This window comes from Haloarcula onubensis (assembly GCF_031624605.1).
GTDB classification, from domain to species: Archaea; Halobacteriota; Halobacteria; order Halobacteriales; family Haloarculaceae; genus Haloarcula; species Haloarcula onubensis.
Window position 1 is genome coordinate 307,907 of the sequence record NZ_JAMQOS010000001.1, and the last position, 19,289, is coordinate 327,195.

The 19,289-nt window shown below is 65.6% G+C and carries 18 protein-coding genes; 7 read left to right on the top strand and 11 right to left on the bottom strand.

The genetic code is table 11. From position 1 onward, the window contains the following. Nucleotides 1-240: 240 nt before the first annotated feature. The 3 genes from NDI86_RS01585 to NDI86_RS01595 are packed head-to-tail and all read right to left on the bottom strand — an operon-like array spanning nucleotide 241 to nucleotide 3,430. Entirely contained in the window at nucleotides 241-1,470 is a 1,230-nt protein-coding gene (locus NDI86_RS01585; RefSeq protein ID WP_310898638.1) for an ABC transporter permease, read from the bottom strand. Beyond that, the gene (locus NDI86_RS01590) at nucleotides 1,470-2,687 is read right to left on the bottom strand and encodes an FtsX-like permease family protein (protein ID WP_310898640.1); all 1,218 of its coding nucleotides are present in this window, start codon (nucleotides 2,685-2,687) and stop codon (nucleotides 1,470-1,472) included. The genes NDI86_RS01585 and NDI86_RS01590 overlap by 1 nt, the downstream gene beginning before the upstream one ends. Beyond that, entirely contained in the window at nucleotides 2,687-3,430 is a 744-nt protein-coding gene (locus NDI86_RS01595; protein WP_310898642.1) for an ABC transporter ATP-binding protein, read from the bottom strand. Before NDI86_RS01595 ends, NDI86_RS01590 begins: the two co-directional genes overlap by 1 nt. Nucleotides 3,431-4,087: 657 nt before the next feature. On the opposite strand from NDI86_RS01595, the gene NDI86_RS01600 reads away from it, so the two are divergent. From NDI86_RS01600 to NDI86_RS01615, 4 genes are all read left to right on the top strand, one after another. After that, entirely contained in the window at nucleotides 4,088-5,515 is a 1,428-nt protein-coding gene (locus NDI86_RS01600) for a DUF58 domain-containing protein (RefSeq protein ID WP_310898643.1), read from the top strand. After that, nucleotides 5,512-6,039: a DUF8163 family membrane protein gene (locus NDI86_RS01605; RefSeq protein WP_310898644.1), complete on the top strand. Its 528-nt coding sequence runs from the start codon at nucleotides 5,512-5,514 to the stop codon at nucleotides 6,037-6,039. The genes NDI86_RS01600 and NDI86_RS01605 overlap by 4 nt, the downstream gene beginning before the upstream one ends. 52 nt (nucleotides 6,040-6,091) lie before the next feature. Then, a complete protein-coding gene (locus tag NDI86_RS01610) occupies nucleotides 6,092-6,964 on the top strand; it encodes a DUF7982 domain-containing protein (RefSeq protein ID WP_310898645.1) in 873 nt (290 codons plus the stop codon). A 106-nt stretch (nucleotides 6,965-7,070) separates the two neighbouring features. Then, the gene (locus NDI86_RS01615; protein ID WP_310898646.1) at nucleotides 7,071-7,238 is read left to right on the top strand and encodes a hypothetical protein; all 168 of its coding nucleotides are present in this window, start codon (nucleotides 7,071-7,073) and stop codon (nucleotides 7,236-7,238) included. Nucleotides 7,239-7,244: 6 nt separating this feature from the next. Here NDI86_RS01615 and NDI86_RS01620 read toward each other — a convergent pair whose 3' ends face one another. The 3 genes from NDI86_RS01620 to NDI86_RS01630 are packed head-to-tail and all read right to left on the bottom strand — an operon-like array spanning nucleotide 7,245 to nucleotide 9,569. Next, nucleotides 7,245-8,243 carry an AAA family ATPase gene (locus tag NDI86_RS01620; RefSeq protein ID WP_310898647.1) on the bottom strand — a complete coding sequence of 333 codons (999 nt, stop codon included), beginning with the start codon at nucleotides 8,241-8,243 and terminating at the stop codon, nucleotides 7,245-7,247. After that, nucleotides 8,236-9,294 carry a DUF4350 domain-containing protein gene (locus NDI86_RS01625; RefSeq protein ID WP_310898648.1) on the bottom strand — a complete coding sequence of 353 codons (1,059 nt, stop codon included), beginning with the start codon at nucleotides 9,292-9,294 and terminating at the stop codon, nucleotides 8,236-8,238. The genes NDI86_RS01620 and NDI86_RS01625 overlap by 8 nt, the downstream gene beginning before the upstream one ends. Next, on the bottom strand, nucleotides 9,294-9,569 hold the full coding sequence (locus tag NDI86_RS01630) for a DUF8044 family membrane protein (protein WP_310898649.1): 276 nt from the start codon (nucleotides 9,567-9,569) through the stop codon (nucleotides 9,294-9,296). The genes NDI86_RS01625 and NDI86_RS01630 overlap by 1 nt, the downstream gene beginning before the upstream one ends. A gap of 200 nt (nucleotides 9,570-9,769) precedes the next feature. Here NDI86_RS01630 and NDI86_RS01635 point away from each other — a divergent pair, with 200 nt between their 5' ends. Further along, nucleotides 9,770-11,686 (top strand): vWA domain-containing protein, encoded by a 1,917-nt coding sequence (locus NDI86_RS01635; protein ID WP_310898650.1) that lies wholly within the window; start codon nucleotides 9,770-9,772, stop codon nucleotides 11,684-11,686. Between the two features lie 413 nt (nucleotides 11,687-12,099). Beyond that, nucleotides 12,100-14,070, top strand: a complete 1,971-nt coding sequence (locus NDI86_RS01640) for an archaea-specific SMC-related protein (protein ID WP_310898651.1) — start codon at nucleotides 12,100-12,102, stop codon at nucleotides 14,068-14,070. Here NDI86_RS01640 and rdfA read toward each other — a convergent pair. Both rdfA and NDI86_RS01650 read right to left on the bottom strand, forming a co-directional pair. Next, nucleotides 14,067-14,711 (bottom strand): rod-determining factor RdfA, encoded by a 645-nt coding sequence (gene rdfA, locus NDI86_RS01645; protein WP_310898652.1) that lies wholly within the window; start codon nucleotides 14,709-14,711, stop codon nucleotides 14,067-14,069. The two genes, NDI86_RS01640 and rdfA, sit on opposite strands and share 4 nt — an antisense overlap. A 178-nt stretch (nucleotides 14,712-14,889) precedes the next feature. Further along, complete coding sequence (locus NDI86_RS01650; RefSeq protein WP_310898653.1) at nucleotides 14,890-15,027, bottom strand: hypothetical protein; 138 nt, start codon at nucleotides 15,025-15,027, stop codon at nucleotides 14,890-14,892. A gap of 107 nt (nucleotides 15,028-15,134) precedes the next feature. On the opposite strand from NDI86_RS01650, the gene mutL reads away from it, so the two are divergent. Further along, nucleotides 15,135-17,192, top strand: coding sequence for a DNA mismatch repair endonuclease MutL (gene mutL / locus NDI86_RS01655; RefSeq protein WP_310898654.1), 2,058 nt, complete (start codon nucleotides 15,135-15,137; stop codon nucleotides 17,190-17,192). A gap of 14 nt (nucleotides 17,193-17,206) precedes the next feature. Here the strand turns inward: mutL and NDI86_RS01660 are convergent, their stop codons facing one another. Genes NDI86_RS01660 through NDI86_RS01670 form a run of 3 tightly spaced genes read right to left on the bottom strand, consistent with a single transcriptional unit; the run spans nucleotide 17,207 to nucleotide 19,273 of the window. Further along, nucleotides 17,207-18,325 (bottom strand): tyrosine-type recombinase/integrase, encoded by a 1,119-nt coding sequence (locus NDI86_RS01660; protein WP_310898655.1) that lies wholly within the window; start codon nucleotides 18,323-18,325, stop codon nucleotides 17,207-17,209. Continuing rightward, a complete protein-coding gene (locus tag NDI86_RS01665) occupies nucleotides 18,318-18,905 on the bottom strand; it encodes a hypothetical protein (protein WP_310898656.1) in 588 nt (195 codons plus the stop codon). The genes NDI86_RS01660 and NDI86_RS01665 overlap by 8 nt, the downstream gene beginning before the upstream one ends. Then, a complete protein-coding gene (locus NDI86_RS01670) occupies nucleotides 18,905-19,273 on the bottom strand; it encodes a hypothetical protein (RefSeq protein WP_310898657.1) in 369 nt (122 codons plus the stop codon). Before NDI86_RS01670 ends, NDI86_RS01665 begins: the two co-directional genes overlap by 1 nt. Nucleotides 19,274-19,289 lie beyond the last annotated feature (16 nt).

Sequence of the window (19,289 nt, forward strand, 5' to 3'; positions counted from 1 at the left end):
ACGCTATGCGGAGAGACTCTCCCCTGCTATCAGTTTGCGCACAAGTTGACGATGACATTTATCTGACTTATAACTTGTGTACCGACGTGATCCGCGTCTCGATATCTGGTTAATATAGTATAATAGTATATACGCCTGCCAGGGTGTATCTAAGGCGAATCAGGACCTCGACCAGTCGTTGTCGGTGTGAGACTGTGTCGTCACGCCTGTGAGAGCTCTTCTGTGCCGTCTACTCGAAACTCACCGGAGATACCGAAGCGGTTCGACACGCCCAAGATACAGCGTCGCAGCCACTCCACCGAGGAGGCTCACGGCGAACGAGACGACGAAGCCGCTCAGCAGTAGTCGCCACGAGACCGACACCACGCCGTCGAACCCGCTCACTGCGGACGCGATCTCGTTCGTCACCCAGATGCTAGGGACGGCTAGTCCGATGCCGACGATGCCACCGACGATACCGATTGCTAGTGTGTTTACTAGTACGACAACAGCGAGCGACCGGGAGGTGGTCCCGATAGCACGCAGCGCCCCGAACGTCTCGCGGTGGCGATAGACGAAGGAGAGCTGGAGGTTGAGCAGCAGCAATATACCAGCAACGACGGCCATCACAACGAGGCCGGTGCCGCTCGCCAACACGACGGCTTTCCCCTGTAACGTCGCCTGCAACTGCTCACGGTTGGTCCGAATCGTGTAGTCGGGATAGTCCCGCTGCAGTCGGTCAGCAGTCGCTTGGACATCGGAGCCGTCGGACACCACTACCGACATCATCGTCGCTCTGTCGCTCGCCGTCGTTCCGGTGATCTCCTGTATCTCACTCGGCGGCATCACGACCGTCGGTGCGCCGACGAACTGCGAGTACGTCGAGGAGATGCCCACGACGGTGAACTCGTTTTCGCTCGCCGAAGCGAGTGTCCCGCCCAGATACACCGAATCGCCCACAGAGAGATTGTACTGTCGGGCGGTCCGCTGGTCGATGATAACCTCGTACTGCATCGGCCCGTCGTAGGTCCCGTTCGCGTAGTGCGTGTCACCGCCTTCGATACCCCCGCCCTCGGCGAAGTTGATGCTCGGCCCTTTCGAGGCCGCTCCGACGCCGATGATGGTCTCGAACTCGCTCTGGTTCGTGCTGACGTACAGCGTCTGGAAGATGAGCGGATTCGCGTACGCGATATCGTCCCGCGCTTCGAGTCGCCGCTCGATGGTGTGGGCATCGATCAGCGAGTTTCGGAAGCCGCCGACGGAGCCCGGCTGTAATTCCACGGGACCGCCAGTAACCCAGAGGTCGCGGCCGGACTGGTCGAACTTCTGTTGCCCGGTTTCGAGGACGCCGACGCCCACCGAGACGAGCATGACCGAGGCCAGCACTGCCATCGCCACGCCCAGTACCGCGAGCACGCTCCTGAGTCGCTCGTGACGCAGTTGGGAGAGAGCGATACCAACGAGCCCTCGAACCCGCGCAACGAGCCCCATCACGAGAGCACCTCCAGTACGTCGGTCCGGCGGCTCAACAGCACGGGATAGGCCGCGCCGACGAGTCCGATAAGGAGCGTGACCAAGAGCGCGTATCCCGCGAGGAACGGTTCGAAGACAGCCACGGCGTCGACGCCGAAGACGGCGAGGCCGAGCCTGTTCACACCAGCGATGCCGAGTAGTCCGACACCGATGCCGACGACGCCCCCGATCATCGTGATGAGAACCGTTTCCGAGGCGACCAGGAGCGAACGCGACCGATTCGAGTAACCAATCGCGGCCAGCGCGCCCAGCTGTCTGCGGTCCGCGCTCACCTCCAGGCCCATCAGCGTCGTCACGAACAGCACGCCGACCACGACGGCCGAGACGAAGGCGGCGACGGCGACGGCGAGCGGGAGATTCGACGAGGAGACCTGCTGGGCGGAAATCCCCGAGCGGGTCACCACCGTCGTCCCGGGATAGCGCCCCGCAAGCGAGGCCCGGACCGAGCGGTCGTTCGTACTGACCAGCAACTGGTCGGCCGAGTCGCCTCCGGTCGCGCCGGTCAGCGACTGGAGTTCCGAGAGGTGCATCACCATCACGGGGACGGTCCCGCCGGCCGTCTGCCCGCCGCCGGTCGAGACGTTCGTGACCGAGAGCGTCCGGTTGCGCTCGCGAGCGAGCGACAGCGACTCGCCCGCCGAGGCGTTGGTCACCGAGGCCGCCGCGTCGTTCAGGACCACCTCACCGGTAAAGCGCCCGCCGTAGCTGCCGTTGGCGTAGTACGGGTCGCCGGGTTCCAGCGACGAGGCCGACAACCCGAGTACTTCCGCGCCGGCCTCGGGGACGATACCGGCCGCGAGGACGTACGTCCGCTCGCCCGTTCCCCTGTCTCGAACGGGCACCAGCTCTAACAGCACCGGCGTCGCGTAGTCGACGCGGTCGTCACGCGCTATCTCTGCACTTGTCGCGTGCACGTCGCCCAGTTGCAACCCGCCCGCCGACACCGCGATGGACTCGACGTTCGACTGCTCGGGGACGACCCAGTAGTCGACGCCCTCGCTCTCGATGACCGACTCGGAGGCCAGCCCGAGCGAGACGCCGGAGACGGCGACCATCAGCCCGATTGCCAGGGCCACTCCGAGCAGACTCAACAACACGCGCTGGGGCGCGATGCGCAGCCGTCCGGCCACGCGGGCGACGGCCAGCCCGACCAGCGCCCGTGCCCGCCCGAACATCACTGCCTCCCGACGACCTGCCCGTCCCGAAGGCGGACGACGCGGTCACACACGTCCAGTGCCTGCTGGTCGTGCGAGGCGAGTATCACGGCCCGGTCGTCGGCCGCGGTGCCGAGCAGGTCGAGGACACGCTCGCCAGCCTCGGAGTCCAGTTCGCCCGTGGGTTCGTCGGCGACCACCAGCGCCGGGTCAGTCGCCAGCGCACGGGCAATCGCGACCCGTTGTTGTTCCCCGCCGGAGAGCTGGCCGGGTTTGTGCGTCACCCGGTCGCCCAGTCCGACGGCCTCCAGCAGGTCCTCGGCGCGCTCGCGGCGGGCGCCTTTCCCGTGGCCGGCCTCCAGCAGCGGAACCGCGACGTTCGCCCGGGCAGAGAGCGCATCAAGGAGGTGAAAGCGCTGGAAGACGATGCCGACCGTCTCTAAGCGGAGCTTCGCCCGCTGGCGTGTCGAGAGTGTCGAAATATCCGTCCCGTCGATAGTGAGCCGGCCGCTCGTCGGCACGTCCAGCCCGGCGAGCAAATGCAACAGCGTCGATTTGCCGCTCCCGCTGGGTCCGGCGATACCGACGACTTCGTTCCGTTCGATAGCCACCGAGACCCCGTCGATGGCCCGGACGGTCGGCGCGTCGGCCGAGCCAAAGAAGCCCCCACCACCGCCGCGACTGTACTCCCGGACGAGCGTCTCGCCCGCGACGATGGCGTCGACGGCAGCGCCGGCCGTCGTCGCGCCGTCCGTTCGTGACATTGCCAACTACTGGAACAGTCAGGGGAATAATCGTTTCGTCACGAGGTGGGGCCCCACGGCCGTCTCGTGGCGGCTCCCAGCCGGCGACGGTTGCGGCCGAACTATGTTACAATCTTATCGCCGTAACAGGAGTGGTTCCGGTCACGAACCGCTCTCGCTAGTCTGTTGCCGCGCCGGAGTCGACGCGTCCTGGCGCTACGCCGTCTTTTACTAGCCAACCGACAGTTGCGTTAAAATACACTTTTCTGATAGCTTTCGCGAACGTCTGGCGCTTCGTCGCTCCCGTTGTACTCAGACGGTCCGGACGAGCGTGCGGCTGGTCGTCTCGATACGGTTCAGTCCCATTGCAGTCCTGCGTTTGTACCGCTTCTCTCCGCCCCTACGGTGGTGAATTGCGACACGCCCCTCCGATGGCGTTCGGTTGCGCCGATTCCTGCAGTGCAGCCGGCCGCTCACCCCCGTTTTTCGGGGTCGCCGTCACATCGACCACAGTATCGAGTTGTCCTGTCGTGGGGTCGCGACGCGCTCGCTGTTCGGGAGTTACACAGTTCCAAACTCATTCGAAAGTAGACATGTATGTACAACCGACAGCTGTGGTCGTGTAGACAGTGCCATCGACCAACAGGTTAACTACGAGGCCGACACATCGGGGAGTAGATGCAGTTCACGCGGCGATACTGGGTAACGGTGGCGCTGGTGGCGGTCCTCGCGGGCTGGGCCGCCCTCCTGGAACGGCCGCTCGCGCTCGTCGGCGCCGCCGGTGTCGCGGCCTGGCTCGTCGTCTACCAGTACCGGTTTCTGCGGGCCGTCGGCGAGTCTGTCGCGGCCCTCGACGTCGACCTGACGGTCGACCGGTCGCGGGTCAGCGCCGAGGAGCGGACCGCGGGGCACCTGTCGGTTCGGAGTGACCGGTCGACCGAACTCTCGATCCGGGTGTCGGCCGACGCGCCCGTGGGGGCTGACTCCCGGGGAGCCACCTGTCACCTCCCGCCCGGGGCGCGGGAGGCAGACGCGGGATTCGAGGTTGCGTGGCCCGTCGCCGGGGCCTTCGAGTTCGACCGGCCGACGCTCTCGGCGAGTGACCCGCTGGGGCTGTTCGGCGAGACGGCGACGGTAGGGCCGGCGCCGACGGTGACCGTCGAGCCGCGCGCTCCGAGCGATATCCACGTCGGCGAGAGCGGCCGACAGCTCCTTTCGGGCTTTGGCGACCACGCGACCGACGCCACGGACACCGGCTTCACCCCGGCGGAGGTCCGCCGGTATCTCCCCGGGGACAGCGTCCGACAGATGGACTGGAAAGCGACGGCCCGTCTCGCCGAGCCACACGTCCGCGAGTTCGAGGGCGAGACGGACGTCGAGACCGGCCTGCTCGTCGACCACCGGGAGACGATGGGCGCGGGCCGGGCGGGCGAGCGCAAACTCGACTTCGCCCGGCAGGTGGCACTGGCGCTCGCCGAGAGTACGCGCCGGAGCGGGGACCCGCTGGCCTGTCTCACCGTCGGCGACGAGGGCCTGACCGGGCGCTACGGTCTCGGGACCGGCGCCGACCACCACCGCGCTGTCGCGGCCCGCCTCCGCGCGCTCGACCCCACGCCGGCGGGCACGGACGGGAACGGCCCGTCGACCGTCTCCCCGGCCCGCGCCGAGGCGACCGCGACCCGACTCGACGGTGACAGCCCCTTCGACCGGCGGTTGCGCCCGTTCTTCGAGACCACGTCGCGGTACGTCGAGCGGGTCACCGACCGACCGCTGTTCGCGGGCACCCGCGAGTGGACGGCCCGGCGGGCCGGGACCGCCCGGACGATCATCGTCACCGACGACGAGCGCCGGACCGAACTCTTAGAGGCGGTGAAACTCGCCCGGGCCGAGAGCGACCGCGTCGTGGTCTATCTGACGCCGACCGCGCTGTACGACGAGGGCGGGCTGGAGACGCTGGAGACGGCGTACGAACGCTACGCCGAGTTCGAGCGGTTCCGCCGGCAACTCGCCGCCCTCGGGCGCGTCAGCGCGTTCGAGGTCGGCCCGGCCGACCGGCTGGAACGCGTCCTCGCCGCGGGACGGGACCGACGGAGGGTCGGCCAGTGAGCGCCGGGTCGCCCGACGACGCCCCGGCCGAACCGCTCGCCTGGACGGGTGACACGCGGTGGACGACGCTCGACAGGCCCGCGGGCGCCGTGGCGTTGCTAGCCGCGCTAGTCGCGCTCTGGGCTCTCGGCGGGGCCGTCGGGGCTCTGGCGTGGCTAGCGATTACCGCCTGCTGGCTCCTCGCGCCGCCCGTCGTCCCGGTCGCGCTGGGACAGTTCGCGCTCGTGGCGCTGACGCCGGCCGACGCCGGACTGGTGGCGCTGTTGCCGGCCGAGGGGGCACTCCTCGCGCTCCTCGCCGCCTCGTTTCTCGATAGCGGGGCCTGGAACCCGGGGAACGCCACCGATGTCGTCGGGCTTCGACCGAACCTCGTCGACGCGCTGGCGTACGCCGGTGTCGCCGTCGCGCTCTCGGCGGGCGTGGTGTACGCCTGGGAGCTGGCCGGCCCGCTGGTCGCCGGCGGGCTCTGTCTCGCCGTCGTCGCGGCTATCGGCTACGGGCTCCGGCCCGTCACGACCGGCTGAAGCGACACAGTAATCCGACGGCGCCGAGCAGGTACGAGCGACACCGAACGAGATGAGCACGAACGGACGACGCACCGACGACACCGCCGAGGAGCCCCCCCAGCGACTCGCGGAGCTTCGCACGCAGGTCGAACTGCTCGCCGAGGAGAACGAGCGCCTGCGCGAGTCGTACACGCGGGCGAAACGGACGGAGTATCGCCGGACCGCGTTCGGGCTGGCGGCCGTCGGGGCCGTCGCCGCGGCTGCTGGCCTGCTCGTCCCGACGGCGAGTGCGGTCCTGTTCGCCCTCGCCGGCACGGGTCTGTTCGGGGGGATTCTCACGTACTACCTCACGCCCGAGCGGTTCATCGCCGCCGACGTGGGCCGCGACGTGTACGCCACGCTAGCCGACAATGAGGCGGCGCTCGTCGGCGAACTCGGGCTCACTAGCGAGCGGGTCTACGTTCCCCTTTCGGGGAACGAGGTGCCGGTCCGACTGTTCGTGCCCCAGCAGTCCGACTACGATCTGCCGGACGCGGACGCGCTGACCGGACAGACGGTGCTCGCCGACGACCCCGCGACCAGGGGTGTCGCCCTCGCACCGAGCGGCGCCCGGCTGCTCGGCGACCTCGAAACGGCCCTGCGGGGCTCGCTCGCGGACGCGCCGGGCGACCTCGCCGTCCAGCTCTGTGACGCCCTCGTCGAACAGTTCGAACTCGTCGACTCGGCCGACCCCGAGACGGACGCCGACGGCACCGCCTGTCGCGTCGCGGTCAGCGACTCGGTGTACGGTCCGCTAGACCGGTTCGACCACCCGGTCGTCTCGCTGCTCGCGACCGGCTTTGCGGTGGGGCTGTCGGTCCCCGTCACGACCGAGGTGCGTACCGACACCGACGGAGCGTCGGTGGTGACGCTCCGGTGGGCCTCGTCAACCGACGACGACTGAACCCTCTGCTGTCCGTTGTTTCCACGACTGCGCGATATTAATACGCCCGGAAGAAGATGCAATTATTGGCGTTTTAGGGACTTATTTACGAAGACGGTGTGTCATCATGGTTGGGGCAGTGGAGATACCATCACAGTGTCCGGAGTGTCGCCGGATTTCCATCGCCATCCGGGAGGTGCCGCCGGGCGAGCACGACCGTGGGGAGCAGTGGTGTACGCAGGCGGAGTGTGACGTCTGCGGTGAGTACGTCCAGTGGTTCGAAGATGGGCGGTGAGTGGCGTCACTCGACGCGCTCTTCCGGTTCCCCCCCGTCGACGGCCGCCTGCTCGCTGGCCTTCCCGGACGGGGGCGTCACGGACGACGCGATATCCGAGAGCACCTCGGCCGGCGTCACCTCGCTCAGTTCGGCGTCCGTCGTCAGCACGAGCCGGTGGCGGAGCACGGGTTCTAGCATCGCTTTCACGTCGTCGCCGAGCACGTACTCCCGGCCGCGAATCGCAGCTCTGGCTTTCGCCGTCTGTAAGAGCGCCTGTGACCCCCGTGGAGACGCGCCGTGGCGCGTGTCGGGGTGGTCGCGGGTCGCCCGGACGAGTTCGAGGATGTACTCCCGGACCGGGGCCTCGACGTTCACGTCCGCGACGGCCTCGCGGGCCGCGAAGATGTCGTCGAGGTCGACGACGCTCTCGACGTCGGCCGGCCCGAACGTCGGGTCGTCACCGACCCGGTCGAGCAGCGCCCGCTCGTTCGCCCTCGACGGCAGGTCGACGGTCAGCTTCAACTGGAAGCGGTCGCGCTGGGCCTCCGGCAGGTCGAAGGTCCCCTCCATCTCGATTGGGTTCTGGGTCGCGATGACTAAGAACGGGTCGGGGAGCGTGATGGTGTCGCCCTCGATGGAGACGTGGCCCTCTGCCATCGCCTCCAGCAGCGCCGACTGGGTCTTGGGCGTCGCGCGGTTTATCTCGTCGGCGACGACCAGGTTCGAGAACACCGGGCCCTTCCGGAGCTCGAAGTCCCCCGTCGGTTCCCGGTAGACGCTCGTCCCGGTGATGTCGGCCGGGAGGATGTCCGGCGTCATCTGGACGCGGTTGTACAGCAGGCCGCTGGCCTGTGCGAACGAGTGGGCCAGCGTCGTCTTCGCGACCCCTGGTACCCCTTCGAGCAGGACGTGCCCGCGGGTGAGCAAAGCGATAGTCAGCGACTCCACGTGGTCGTCGAGCCCGATGAGGACCGTCGACATCTCCTCGTGAATCGCGTCTGCGAGCGCGGCGGGGTCAGTCATCTGTTCGCTCATTGGTGTCGGATTGTATCAAACTGTTCGTCACGCGCTGGATGCGCTCGTCGTCCCAGTCGGGGTGGCGAGCCCGGACGGCCGCGCGCACGTCGTCCCGCGAGAGCGTCCCGCGGTCGACCGCCGGTTCGTTCCGGTCGCGGAGCCACCCCGGACTGGCCCGCGAGTCTGCGAGGGTCAGGACCACCGCGATGGAGAGCGCGCCGGCGAAGACGATTCCCAGCGGCGAGTTCTGCAGGGACAGCCGCAACGCCACTAGCGGCGGAACGGCGGTCGTATGTGAGACGTCGAGCAGGACGTGGTCGTGTTGCCCGACGAGTCCAGCTAAGAAGGCCCCGTTGTTCCCTCGCTCCAGCATCGAATTGAGGAAGACGCTCGGGTCGCTGACGGTGACGACGGTCCCCCTACCGACGCGTTCGGTGGTCAGGACGGGGCGGGCGGCGAGTTCCTCCGCGTCGTCGAGTTCCCCGTCGCGGTCCCCGTCGAGGTAGCTAAAGGACGACGAGTTCGCGAGCGTCGTCGCGTTCCCGGGGTCGACGACGCTCCCGTGGTTGAGCACGAGCGTGTCGACACCGGCGGTGGTGGGGCGACTGGCGTTCGCGCTGGCTTTCGGGAACGCCGGGCTCGGGCCGGCCCGCTGCTCGTCGCGGAGCGGGCGCCCGTCGATACGCGCCGTCGCGCCCACCGCCTCGAGGAGTTCGTTGCCCCCGCGCCCGTAGTCCTCGGCGACCAGCAGCGTCCCGCCGGCGCGGACGTACGACCGAATCGCCTCGGCCTCGGGGCCGTACGGCTCGTCCGGCGAGAGGACGACTGCGAGCGTCCGGTTGGCCGGCACCGTCGCGTAGGCGCTGACGTTCCGGGCGACTGTCGTGGGCGTGTCGGCCGACTCGGCGGCCGCTCTGACCTGGGAGGTCCCGTCCCAGTCCGTGTTGTACGCCCCCAGCGAGGCCGAGGAGGTGCCCGCCGCGACGACGAGGGTGAGCCCCACAGCGACGGCGAGCGCGCCGAGCAGGAGCCGTGGGAGGGACCAGTCGCCACCCATCAGACGACCCCCGGCGGCAGGATAGCGAGGATGCGCCGCACGACGATGTACCCGAACACGAGCAGCCCGACGGCGATGACCCAGCGCAACCGACGGCGCCAGGTCGGCGTCACCGCGAAGGGCGCGGTGAGTTCGACGACGACCAGGAAGCCGATCAGCGAGACGACGAAAAACAGCTCCAGCGACAGCGCCCCGAGTAGCGACAGCGCCAGTACGGCGCCCACCGTCCACGCCATCTGGCCGATGATAAACCGGTTGCGCTGCCGTGTCGGCATAGCCGTACTGTTATCGTGAGTAAAGTTGTACCTGTCGGGACAGGAACTGGCCACAGGTGGTCTCGCCATGGTAACGTCTGCTGTGCGCCGTCGAACTGTTCACACACGTAACAACTATGTGACTATACGATATACGACGTGATATGGGTGGGACCTGTCGCAGTATCGCGCGCGCTACCGACACCCGCTGGAGTCGCTAGATGGCTGCCGGTACCACGGCGACCGGCGGTTCCGGGCCGCCGGTGGGTACGGTCGCGCCGCTCTGGTTTCGCGTCGCCGACGCCGTCGACAGCGGGTCGCGAGTGGCACCGCTCCGTGGTGAGACACAGTCGGGTCGGCCGCTTCGCGTGCTGTTCACGTCGTCGTCGCCCGGCCGCGACGTCGCCTGGGAGCCCGGCGCCTGGTACGAGCTTCGCAACCTCGTCCACGCGCCGAGGCACAGGCGGCACTGTCCCGACTGCGGGGCGGCGCTCACGGCGACCGACGACGCTGTTCAGGAGGCCGTCGGGCTCGCTCGGGACCGCGAGTCGGGCCCGCAGTTCGTCGGCACGGCGACGTTCGAGGCCACCCGACTCGGCCCGACCGAGTGGCTCACGCCTCCCGACGGTGGCGATGTCGAGCCCATCCGCTGGGGGTGTCGGTCGTGTGGGCGCGTCCTCGAGACCGCCCATGAGTGCGGGTCAGACGACGCGGACGCCGTCGACTCGGAGACGCTGTCTGGACGCGTCCACGCGGCGCTGGCGGGGGCCGCCGCGTCGCCGTCCGGCGACGCCGACCGCCTGGCGGCCGCCGAGTCGCTTCGGACACGGATTCGCCGCGGGGCGCGACCGGACGCCGAGGACGTCACGCTCGCGGCCGTCCGCTCGCCGTACGAGTTCGAGACGACGGTCCCGGACCCGACGACTCTCTCGTCGCTCTCGCCGACCGTCGCCGGCGCGGTGTCGACGAACCCCCTGACCGGGGGGCCCGAGCGGTTCTGTGCGGTCACTCTCAACCCTCGCGCGTTCGACTGGGCGCGCCAGCGCCCGTCGCTGGACCTCGTCGTCGCCGTCGACATCTCCGGGTCGATGGCGGCCCCGTTCGAACCGGCCGACGGGACTGCCGCGTCGGCGCCCTCGAAGCTCGACGCCGTTCGGGACGCGTTGGCCGGGGTGGTGGAGCGCCTCGACAGCACGGACCGGGTGGGCGTCGTGCTGTTCGATACGAACGCCAGCGTCCTCAAGCCCCTCCAGCCGCTCACCGAGACGACAGACGAGAGCCTCCGGTGCCACCTCGCCGGGGTCGTCCCCGCGGGCAACACGAATCCGATGGCCGGTCTCCGACGGGCCGGTGCCCTCTTCGACGACGCGACCGGACGAGCCGACACCGAACGCCGGGTCGTCCTCGTGAGCGACACCGTCCCGACTACGGACGGCGCCTCGGCCGGGCAGTACCGCGACTACTGTGGCGCGTATCGGCGGCGGGGCGTCGGCATATCCTTCGTTGGCCTCGGGTTTCACGATGTCGGCGCGACACGGGCGCTGTGTGGCGAGGCGGGGACGAACGTGGCTGTCGCCCCGGACCCGGCGGCGCTCGCCGCCCTGTGTCGGCGCCACCTCGACTCGGTCCTGTTTCCCGTCGCTCTCGACCTCGATATCGACGTGGGCCCGGGCGCCGAACTCACGGACGTGGCGGCGGCGTCGGACCCGTCGGCCGACGACAGCGCCGTCCACCGCGAGACGGTGTTCCCGGCGGGACCGACCGCCCAGTCGCTCGACAGGGTGCTGTTGGGGCTGTCTGCCGCCAGCGACAGCGCCGACGTTCGGGTCACGTGGACCGACCGGTACGGTGACAGCCACGAACGGTCGCTCTCGGTGGCGTACGACCGGGGGCCGGGAGAGTGGTTCGACACCGACAGTGTCCGTACCGACGTCGCACTCCACCGGTACCTCCGCGGGCTACAGGCGTGGTGTCGCGGGGACGCCACCGACGGGGCTCGGGCGTCCGCCGCTCCCGAGCCACAGTCGACACGGCTGGCCCGTCTCAGACGGTACCTCGTCGAGGAACGGGCGGCGACCGGCGTCGACCAGTTCGACACCGATATCGAGGTCCTGCGGGCGATTAGCGGCGACAGCTAGTCGGGGCGGCGGTACCGCCCAGCGGCTCACCGTTCGCCCTCGCTCCGCCGTCCCATCGACAGATTGGGGGCCGTTACGGTTGCTGGTTCGAATCCCCGACCAGATGGTGGGCTGAACGAAATTCCGCGTACAGAATACGGACAACACGAACGGAATCGAACGTCGCAGGCGACATATCTGGATACGACTACCGCAAATCTTCGTAAGGAGGGGACATCGGACAAGCTACGGAAAATCCAGCACACGATTGCTGAATTTAGAACGAAATAGCACTATTAGGTCTATTTTTGCCGTCATATTCCGTAACTATGTCTGTGAATCTGTGCCCTCTCTTCCAATTTGGGTAAATTCAGTGATAGATACCTGGGTATTTAGGCGGTAGTGATATGTATGCCAGCCTTTAATCCGGAGCTATGGATCGTCAGTCCAGTGGGGTCGCCGGAACGGTTTCTATCCGGAACATCGGCGGTATCGCCGAACAGCAGGTGGACCTCGCTCGCGGGGTTAACGTTCTCGCTGGCAACAACGCGACGAATCGGACCTCCTTTCTCAAGGCGCTCGCCGCGGCCCAGGGTAGCGAGGCGGTCTCGCTGAAAGGCGACACCCAGTCGGGCTCGGTCGAACTCACTATCGACGGCGAACAGTACCGGCGGGAGATTCACGACGTCGACGGGTCGCTGGTCTTCGAGGGGTCCTGTCCCGTTCCCGAGGGGGACCGCGAGGTGGCCGAACTGTTCGCGTTCCTCTTCGAGCGGAACCGCGCACGGGAGGCGATTCGGCAGGGCTCGGACCTCCACAGCGTCGTGATGGACCCCGTCGACACGGCGGCCATCGAGGACGAGATCGCCACACTCAAACAGCGCCGCTCGCAGACGGAGCGCGAACTGGAGGAATGTCGGTCGCTCCAGCAGACCCTCCCGTCGCTCCGGGACCGGCGAGACGCACTCGCCGACCGAATCGCCCGTCTCGAAGGAGAACTGGCCGAGGCGAAAGCCGAAATCGAGGCCGCCGAATCGACCGTCGACGAACAGGCCGAGGAGACGGAGGCACTGGACGCGGCGGTCTCGGCTCTTCGAACGGCGGAGTCGGAACTCGACACCGTCCGCTCGAAGATCGAGACGACCGAAGGGACGCTCGACCACCTCGAAACCGACCGCTCGGAGGCCAGGGACGAACTCGACGAACTGGCGGCCGTCGACGAGTCCGAACTGGCCGACGTCGAGGCCGAACTCTCTCGGCTCCACGAGCAACTCGCCGACAAGGAGTCGATGATGAACGAGCTCCAGAACGTCATCCAGTTCAACAAGGACTTCGTCGCCGAGAGCGAGGCGTCGGTCGCCATGCTCTCGACCGCCGAGGACGCGGAGCCGGCCGGTGCCACCACGGAGTCGCTCGTCGACGACGGCGACGGTATCGTCTGCTGGACGTGCGGAGCGGACACCACTCGGTCACAGATTTCAGAGACGCTCGACCGGCTCCAGGCCGTCCACGAGGACCTCTACGGCGAGCGGGAACAGCTCAAGGACCGCATCGAGACGTACAAGGACCGGAAGTCCGAACTCGAGTCGACGCGGGACGCCCGCGAGCGGCTCGAAGGGACGGTCGAGGAGCTCTCGGCACAGATAGAGCGCAACCGCGAGACGCTGTCGCGTCTGCAAGCCGAGGAAACCGAACTGCAAGACGAGATAGACGAGCTCGAAAACGAAATCCAGGGCCTCCGACAGCGCCGCGAGGACGAACTGCTGGACCGTCACCGGACGCGGAACGCCCTCGAACGGGACTTGGCGGAGGCGGTCGAGGAACACGAGTCCGTCCGCGAGGAAATCGCAGACGTCGAGGCCGAGGTCGAGCGAATCGACGACCACGAGGCGGAGATAGAGCAGCTGACGGCACAGATCGAGGAGCTGCGCCAGCGGGTCGACCGCATCGAGCGCCAGGCCGTCGACGCGTTCAACGAACACATGGACGCCATCCTCGACATCCTCGAGTACCGGAACGTGGACCGCGTCTGGGTCGAGCGGCGGCAGGTGAGCGAGCGGGAGGGGCGCCGGACGGTACAGCGCAACCGGTTCGACCTCCACGTGATCCGTGTGGGCGAAGACGGGTCGACCTACGAGGACACCGTCGCTCACCTCAGCGAGAGCGAGCGCGAGGTGACCGGGCTGATATTCGCGCTCGCGGGCTATCTCGTCCACGACGTCGCCGAGTCGGTACCGTTCATGCTCCTGGATTCGCTGGAGGCCATCGACAGCGACCGTATCGCCCTGCTCGTCGACTACCTCCAGACACACGCCGACAATCTCGTCGTCGCCTTACTCGAGGAGGACGCCGCGGCGCTCGACGGTGAGTACCACCGCATCACCCAGCTCGCACAAGCGGATTAAGACGCGTCCCTGGTAGCCGTACTGTCGTCTTGACAGCCACAGCCGCCCTGGTCGAGCAACTGCGTCACTTCCCGGGTCGTCCCGCAGTCGGGACAGGACAGCTGGACGGAGACGTAGATGTCGAAGTCACCGACGGTGAACCCCTCGCGCCCGCCGAGGCGCTCGACGTTCTGTGTCACGACCGACTGCGTCCGGCTGTTCAGCCGGAGGAGCGACTGACGCGTGCGCTCGATAAGCTCGGCCGTCGACGTCGCCTCGGGCGCGGTGTCGACGCCGCGGTGGTCTCTGAGATAGCGGTACATCGTCTGGTGGGAGACGAAATCGCTCGTCACCGCGTCGGCGTCGAGCCCGTGCTGTGCCAGCCGGTCGCGGGCCTGCATCTCGTTGCCCGAGCGGACCTCGTCGTCGGTCAGGAGCCGATGGAGGTTCTCGACCTCGCCGTCGAGGGGAATCTCCCCGACCGTGTTGAGCGCGTCCCGCAACACCGTCCGGTTGAAGGCGTCGGCCAGGTCCCGCGTGCTGTGTTCCTCGAACCCATCCCCCTCCCAACGTCGCTCTAGCTCCGCTTCGAGCCCGTCGAGCCCGCGGCGCTCGATGACGCTCTGGACCTTGTTTCGCGGCGACTCGTCGTCGGAAGGCATTACATCGAGTAGGACGCCACCGGCATTTGAGTCGTTTGGTCACGCAGCCGTGTGGCCCCCGTGGTATCCCTGGGAACGGCGGTCGCTACCGCCGGGAAGCGGGACCACTCAGTGCTGGTCGACGCCGACCGTCGTGCTCGCCGAGCGGGTTCTGGGGCGCCGCTTCGCTCCGCCCTCGCTATTCTCCACCGTCGGTCAACACCGAAACCTCCTCGCCGTCCTCGTTGAGGAACTCGGGCAGTTCCTCAGCCTCCTCGTCTGTGGGCTCCGTCTGCTCGGTCGTCCATTCGGGAATCTCACCTCTGTGGTGACACATTCTGGTTCACCGACTCCCCCTACGCCTCCCGTCGTGTTAATTGTTAACGCTGATACATCAGCCTGGGACAGTCTCAAGTCGGCCGGTCCGCTACCCGACACAAGAGCATGGGTGAGACGCCAGGAACGATTCAGCAACTCGACGAGCGGACCGTCGAGCGCATCGCCGCCGGCGAGGTCGTCGAGCGGCCGGCCTCGGTCGTCAAGGAACTGGTCGAGAACGCCATCGACGCCGACGCCGACCGGGTCACGGTGGCCGTCGAGGACGGCGGTCGCGGCGGGATACGTGTCACCGACGACGGCGTGGGGATGGACCGCGAGGCCGTAGAGCGTGCCGTCGAGCAACACACCACCTCGAAGATTCGGGACATCGAGGACCTGGAGGGCGGTGTGGGAACGCTCGGGTTCCGGGGGGAGGCCTTGCACGCCATCGGCGCGGTGTCGAGAGTGACTATCACGACACGCCCGCGGGGCGGGGAGGTCGGTACCGAACTCGTCGTCGAGGGCGGCGAGGTCACGGCCGTCGGTCCGGCCGGCTGTCCGGAGGGGACGAGCATCGAAATCGAGGACCTCTTCTACAACGTCCCCGCTCGCCGGAAGTATCTCAAGCAGGCGTCGACGGAGTTCGCTCACGTCAACACCATCGTCACGGGCTACGCGCTCGCCAACCCCGACGTGGCCGTCTCCCTTTCCCACGACGGCCGGGAGACCTTCGCCACGACCGGCCAGGGAGACCTGCGGGAGACGGTGATGTCGGTCTACGGGCGTGAGGTGGCGGAGTCTATGATAGCCGTCGACGGTCAGGACCTGCCCGACGGCCCGCTTTCGGCGGTCTCCGGGCTGGTTTCCCATCCCGAGACCACCCGCGCGGGCAGAGAGTACCTCTCGACGTACGTCAACGGCCGCTACGTCCGGGCGAAGACCGCACACGACGCCGTCGTCGACGCCTACGGCACCCAGATAGCGCCGGACCGCTACCCCTTCGCCGTCCTCTTTCTCGACGTGCCCGCCGGCGACGTGGACGTCAACGTACACCCGCGCAAAATGGAAGTAAGATGGGTTAAATCGGATGCCGTCGGGCGACAAGTTCGTACCGCCGTCGAAGACGCACTTCAAGAAGAGGGCCTTCTTCGCTCGTCCGCTCCACGCGGTCGGAGTGCCCCTGAACAGACGGAGATTGACCCATCGCCTGTCTCCGAAAACACTGCTGATTCCGCCGCTGAGACAGCCGATACAGGGGGGCCTGACGATACAACAGGAACGGTGAATAGAACAGATGAGGCGACACAGAGCGGAGGTACGGGGCAGTCTGACTCTACAGAGACCTCTCGAATTGATCCTTCACCAACATCAACTACGGATACCTCAGACACGCCGAGTACACCATCTCAGCCGTCGTCGGATTCGACCGTCGAGTCGTCATCACCTTCCCGCTCGAAGTCATCTACCTCGGACTCTACAACGTCATCGACGCCACAGAAACGACGGAAACAGTCTTTTACTACGACCGAACCGAACACTCAGAAGACGCTGAGCGGTGAAGCTGCTCACGAAACAACGGAGTTCGATACGTTCCCAGACCTTCGAGTCTTGGGGCAACTACACGACACGTACATTGTCGCCGAATCTGATGATGGATTAATCCTCATTGACCAACATGCCGCCGACGAACGAATCAACTACGAACGGCTAAAGCAACGATTCGAGGGCGAAACGACTACCCAGGCCTTAGCGGACCCGGTCGAAATCGAACTCACTGCCCGCGAAATGTCTGTGTTTGAGGCCCGGACTGATGCACTGGCAAGCCTTGGTTTCCACACCGCGCGGACGGGTGAGGAGGCCGTGGAAGTTCGGACGCTTCCGGGTATCGTCGCCGACGCCGCTGGCCCCGAGATTATTCGGGACGTGTTGTTGGACTTCGTTACTGGGGAAGACGCAGCCGAACAGACTGTCGAAGCGGTCGCCGATGAATTGTTATCAGATATGGCTTGTTACCCGTCTATTACAGGGAACACATCCCTTACAGATGGGTCCGTGGTGGACCTTCTGTCGACTCTCGACGAGTGTGAAAATCCGTGGGCATGCCCGCATGGTCGGCCGGTGCTCATTCACATCGACTCTGACGAGATTGGTGACCGGTTCGAACGAGATTATCCAGGGCACTAACTATATGTTAGAACTCAAATTCTAAACTTGAAAATCTCTCCCCGATAGCGGTCTTCGATGTCCTCGTAATAAGTGTGAATATAAGAGTCGATAGCATTACGCGTTGAACGGATTTTCCCGCTGCTTTGCTTGTCGCCGCGCAGGTATTTGACGAGGTCGCGGGGCCAGTTTTGTTCGACTTTGAACCAGGTCGTTCCGAAGTGGCGGCCGTAGTGAGAGGACACTCCCCGGAACCGGTCAGTTGGGCCGTATCGCGGGCGAAAGTACTCTTTCCAACGGTCGTTAACGTTCGTGTGATCCAGCTTCCGTCCCTTTGTCTTACTCAGGAATAGCCACGGTTCGCCGTTGTCAGGCCGTACCAGCAAGTATTGAAGAAGGATGCGGCGTAGTTCGTCATCTAATGGGATGATTGTCGGTCGTTCCCGTTTGTTCCGTTCGCGGTCGTGAGGGACGTAGACCGCGTTTGGACGACCGTCGAGCGCCGGGTGTGTACCCAATTCTGGATAGTGGTTCTGTAGCTCAGAGTTGGCGATGTGAACCTCGTTGAGCTTGATGTTACAGACTTCTGACGCACGAAGGAGTGTCTTGAACCCGGTAACGATGAGTGCTCGGTCCCGGATATGCCGAATATCATCCTGAATCACGTCTCGAAGTTCCGGGAGTGGGATGGGACGCGGGTCTTTTGGCGACTCTTTGCTGAGATCGATTTTACATTTAGCTGACCCGAAGGGATTGAAGTCCGTCTTGTGTGGGAAGTTCGGTTCGTTCCCGAAGTAGGTATAGGCAAGCTGTAGCGTGGACAGCTTCTTCGCAACGGTCCCATTGGTAAGGCCGTCGTTGAGAAATGCTCGCGCCCACTCCATTGTGTGTCGAGACGACGCGCACGCGGGATGCCGGTCGTAATGTTCCGTGATGAAGTTCCGGAATTGCCGGACGTGCCGCTCCCGGTTTTTGATGTAATCGTCGGAGTGGTTTCGGTTTCTCACTTGCTCATCGAGAAATAGCTGGAACGGGTCAACGCCATCTTCCCGTTCCATGGCCCAGAAGTCCTCATTGTATTCGGCTAATGGGTCCGTAGTGCGACCGAAGCGGTCAGCAATCTGTTCGTGCTTATCGTGATTGTCGCTACTCATCTGTATCACCATGCTTTCTGGCAAATTGCTTGTCAGCCAATCCCATCCGATAGTCCCAGCACTCACGGGCGACACCGGCATTAGCACACGCCATTAGAACCGGCTGGTGGCGGTGGGGAAAATCAACCCACGATTGAAGCCAGTCGTAGAACTGGTTGACTGGAGCGAAGTACGTATCGTAGACTGTCGAAGTCGCCCGTGGTTGTTTGGTCGGATTCTTATACCCGTTTTTAATCTCTGAAAGGAAGGCTTCGATGTCGTCAGGCGCTGCTAAGGCGTGATGTCTGTCCCGCTCCCGGTGCATGAACGCCTTGAAATAACGACCGCACCGTTCAACTTCGCCCGCCCGGGACTTCCCTAACTCTCCCTGTGCCTGACTCAGGGTACCGTCGAAGCGGAGCATGAGATACCACGACCACGTATCGTTACCCCGAAATTCCTCTGCGTAGTTCGACAGGCGGTATCTGTCTGGCAGGTCTTCGACGGCCTTGAAAACGCCCATTCGAGCCTCCGGGTCCTGGTTTGCCCGCATGTCCTCCCCAGAAGGCCGACCGGGGGTATCATGGTCGCCCCGGACCATTACTCACTCCCTCCATCCTTTGATGGATAGTACAATTCTCTACCGTTCTCGTCTGTTTTGACCTGTAGAGCGTTACCTTCTAAATCCTCTAAATGAGATGTGACGCGCCCGGCAGCAGTATCGATGACGTGCTGTACGATTTCGTCGTAGGTAGCACCGGGATTTCTTTTAACGAAGTCGCCGATTGCTCCCCGTTCGCCGTGGTGAAGTTCATTTTCTAGCCAGCCAATTCGATCCCGAGCACGTTCTAGTTCCTCCTTCAGGTCATTACGCTGCTTCCGTAGTTCTTGGTTCGTTTCATCGGGCGTGACGTTCGTCTCGAACTTTTTCATTCCCGCCTCAACCATGCACTCGACGAACTCCGACATGGACATCCCCAGTTCC

Coding starts and splice junctions, on each gene's coding strand:
- NDI86_RS01585 (WP_310898638.1), bottom strand. CDS start 1,470: ATGGGGCTCGTTGCGCGGGTTCGAGGGCTCGTTGGTATCGCTCTCTCC.
- NDI86_RS01590 (WP_310898640.1), bottom strand. CDS start 2,687: ATGTTCGGGCGGGCACGGGCGCTGGTCGGGCTGGCCGTCGCCCGCGTG.
- NDI86_RS01595 (WP_310898642.1), bottom strand. CDS start 3,430: ATGTCACGAACGGACGGCGCGACGACGGCCGGCGCTGCCGTCGACGCC.
- NDI86_RS01600 (WP_310898643.1), top strand. CDS start 4,088: ATGCAGTTCACGCGGCGATACTGGGTAACGGTGGCGCTGGTGGCGGTC.
- NDI86_RS01610 (WP_310898645.1), top strand. CDS start 6,092: ATGAGCACGAACGGACGACGCACCGACGACACCGCCGAGGAGCCCCCC.
- NDI86_RS01615 (WP_310898646.1), top strand. CDS start 7,071: ATGGTTGGGGCAGTGGAGATACCATCACAGTGTCCGGAGTGTCGCCGG.
- NDI86_RS01620 (WP_310898647.1), bottom strand. CDS start 8,243: ATGACTGACCCCGCCGCGCTCGCAGACGCGATTCACGAGGAGATGTCG.
- NDI86_RS01625 (WP_310898648.1), bottom strand. CDS start 9,294: ATGGGTGGCGACTGGTCCCTCCCACGGCTCCTGCTCGGCGCGCTCGCC.
- NDI86_RS01630 (WP_310898649.1), bottom strand. CDS start 9,569: ATGCCGACACGGCAGCGCAACCGGTTTATCATCGGCCAGATGGCGTGG.
- NDI86_RS01635 (WP_310898650.1), top strand. CDS start 9,770: ATGGCTGCCGGTACCACGGCGACCGGCGGTTCCGGGCCGCCGGTGGGT.
- NDI86_RS01640 (WP_310898651.1), top strand. CDS start 12,100: ATGGATCGTCAGTCCAGTGGGGTCGCCGGAACGGTTTCTATCCGGAAC.
- rdfA (WP_310898652.1), bottom strand. CDS start 14,711: ATGCCTTCCGACGACGAGTCGCCGCGAAACAAGGTCCAGAGCGTCATC.
- NDI86_RS01650 (WP_310898653.1), bottom strand. CDS start 15,027: ATGTGTCACCACAGAGGTGAGATTCCCGAATGGACGACCGAGCAGACG.
- mutL (WP_310898654.1), top strand. CDS start 15,135: ATGGGTGAGACGCCAGGAACGATTCAGCAACTCGACGAGCGGACCGTC.
- NDI86_RS01660 (WP_310898655.1), bottom strand. CDS start 18,325: ATGAGTAGCGACAATCACGATAAGCACGAACAGATTGCTGACCGCTTC.
- NDI86_RS01665 (WP_310898656.1), bottom strand. CDS start 18,905: ATGGTCCGGGGCGACCATGATACCCCCGGTCGGCCTTCTGGGGAGGAC.
- NDI86_RS01670 (WP_310898657.1), bottom strand. CDS start 19,273: ATGTCGGAGTTCGTCGAGTGCATGGTTGAGGCGGGAATGAAAAAGTTC.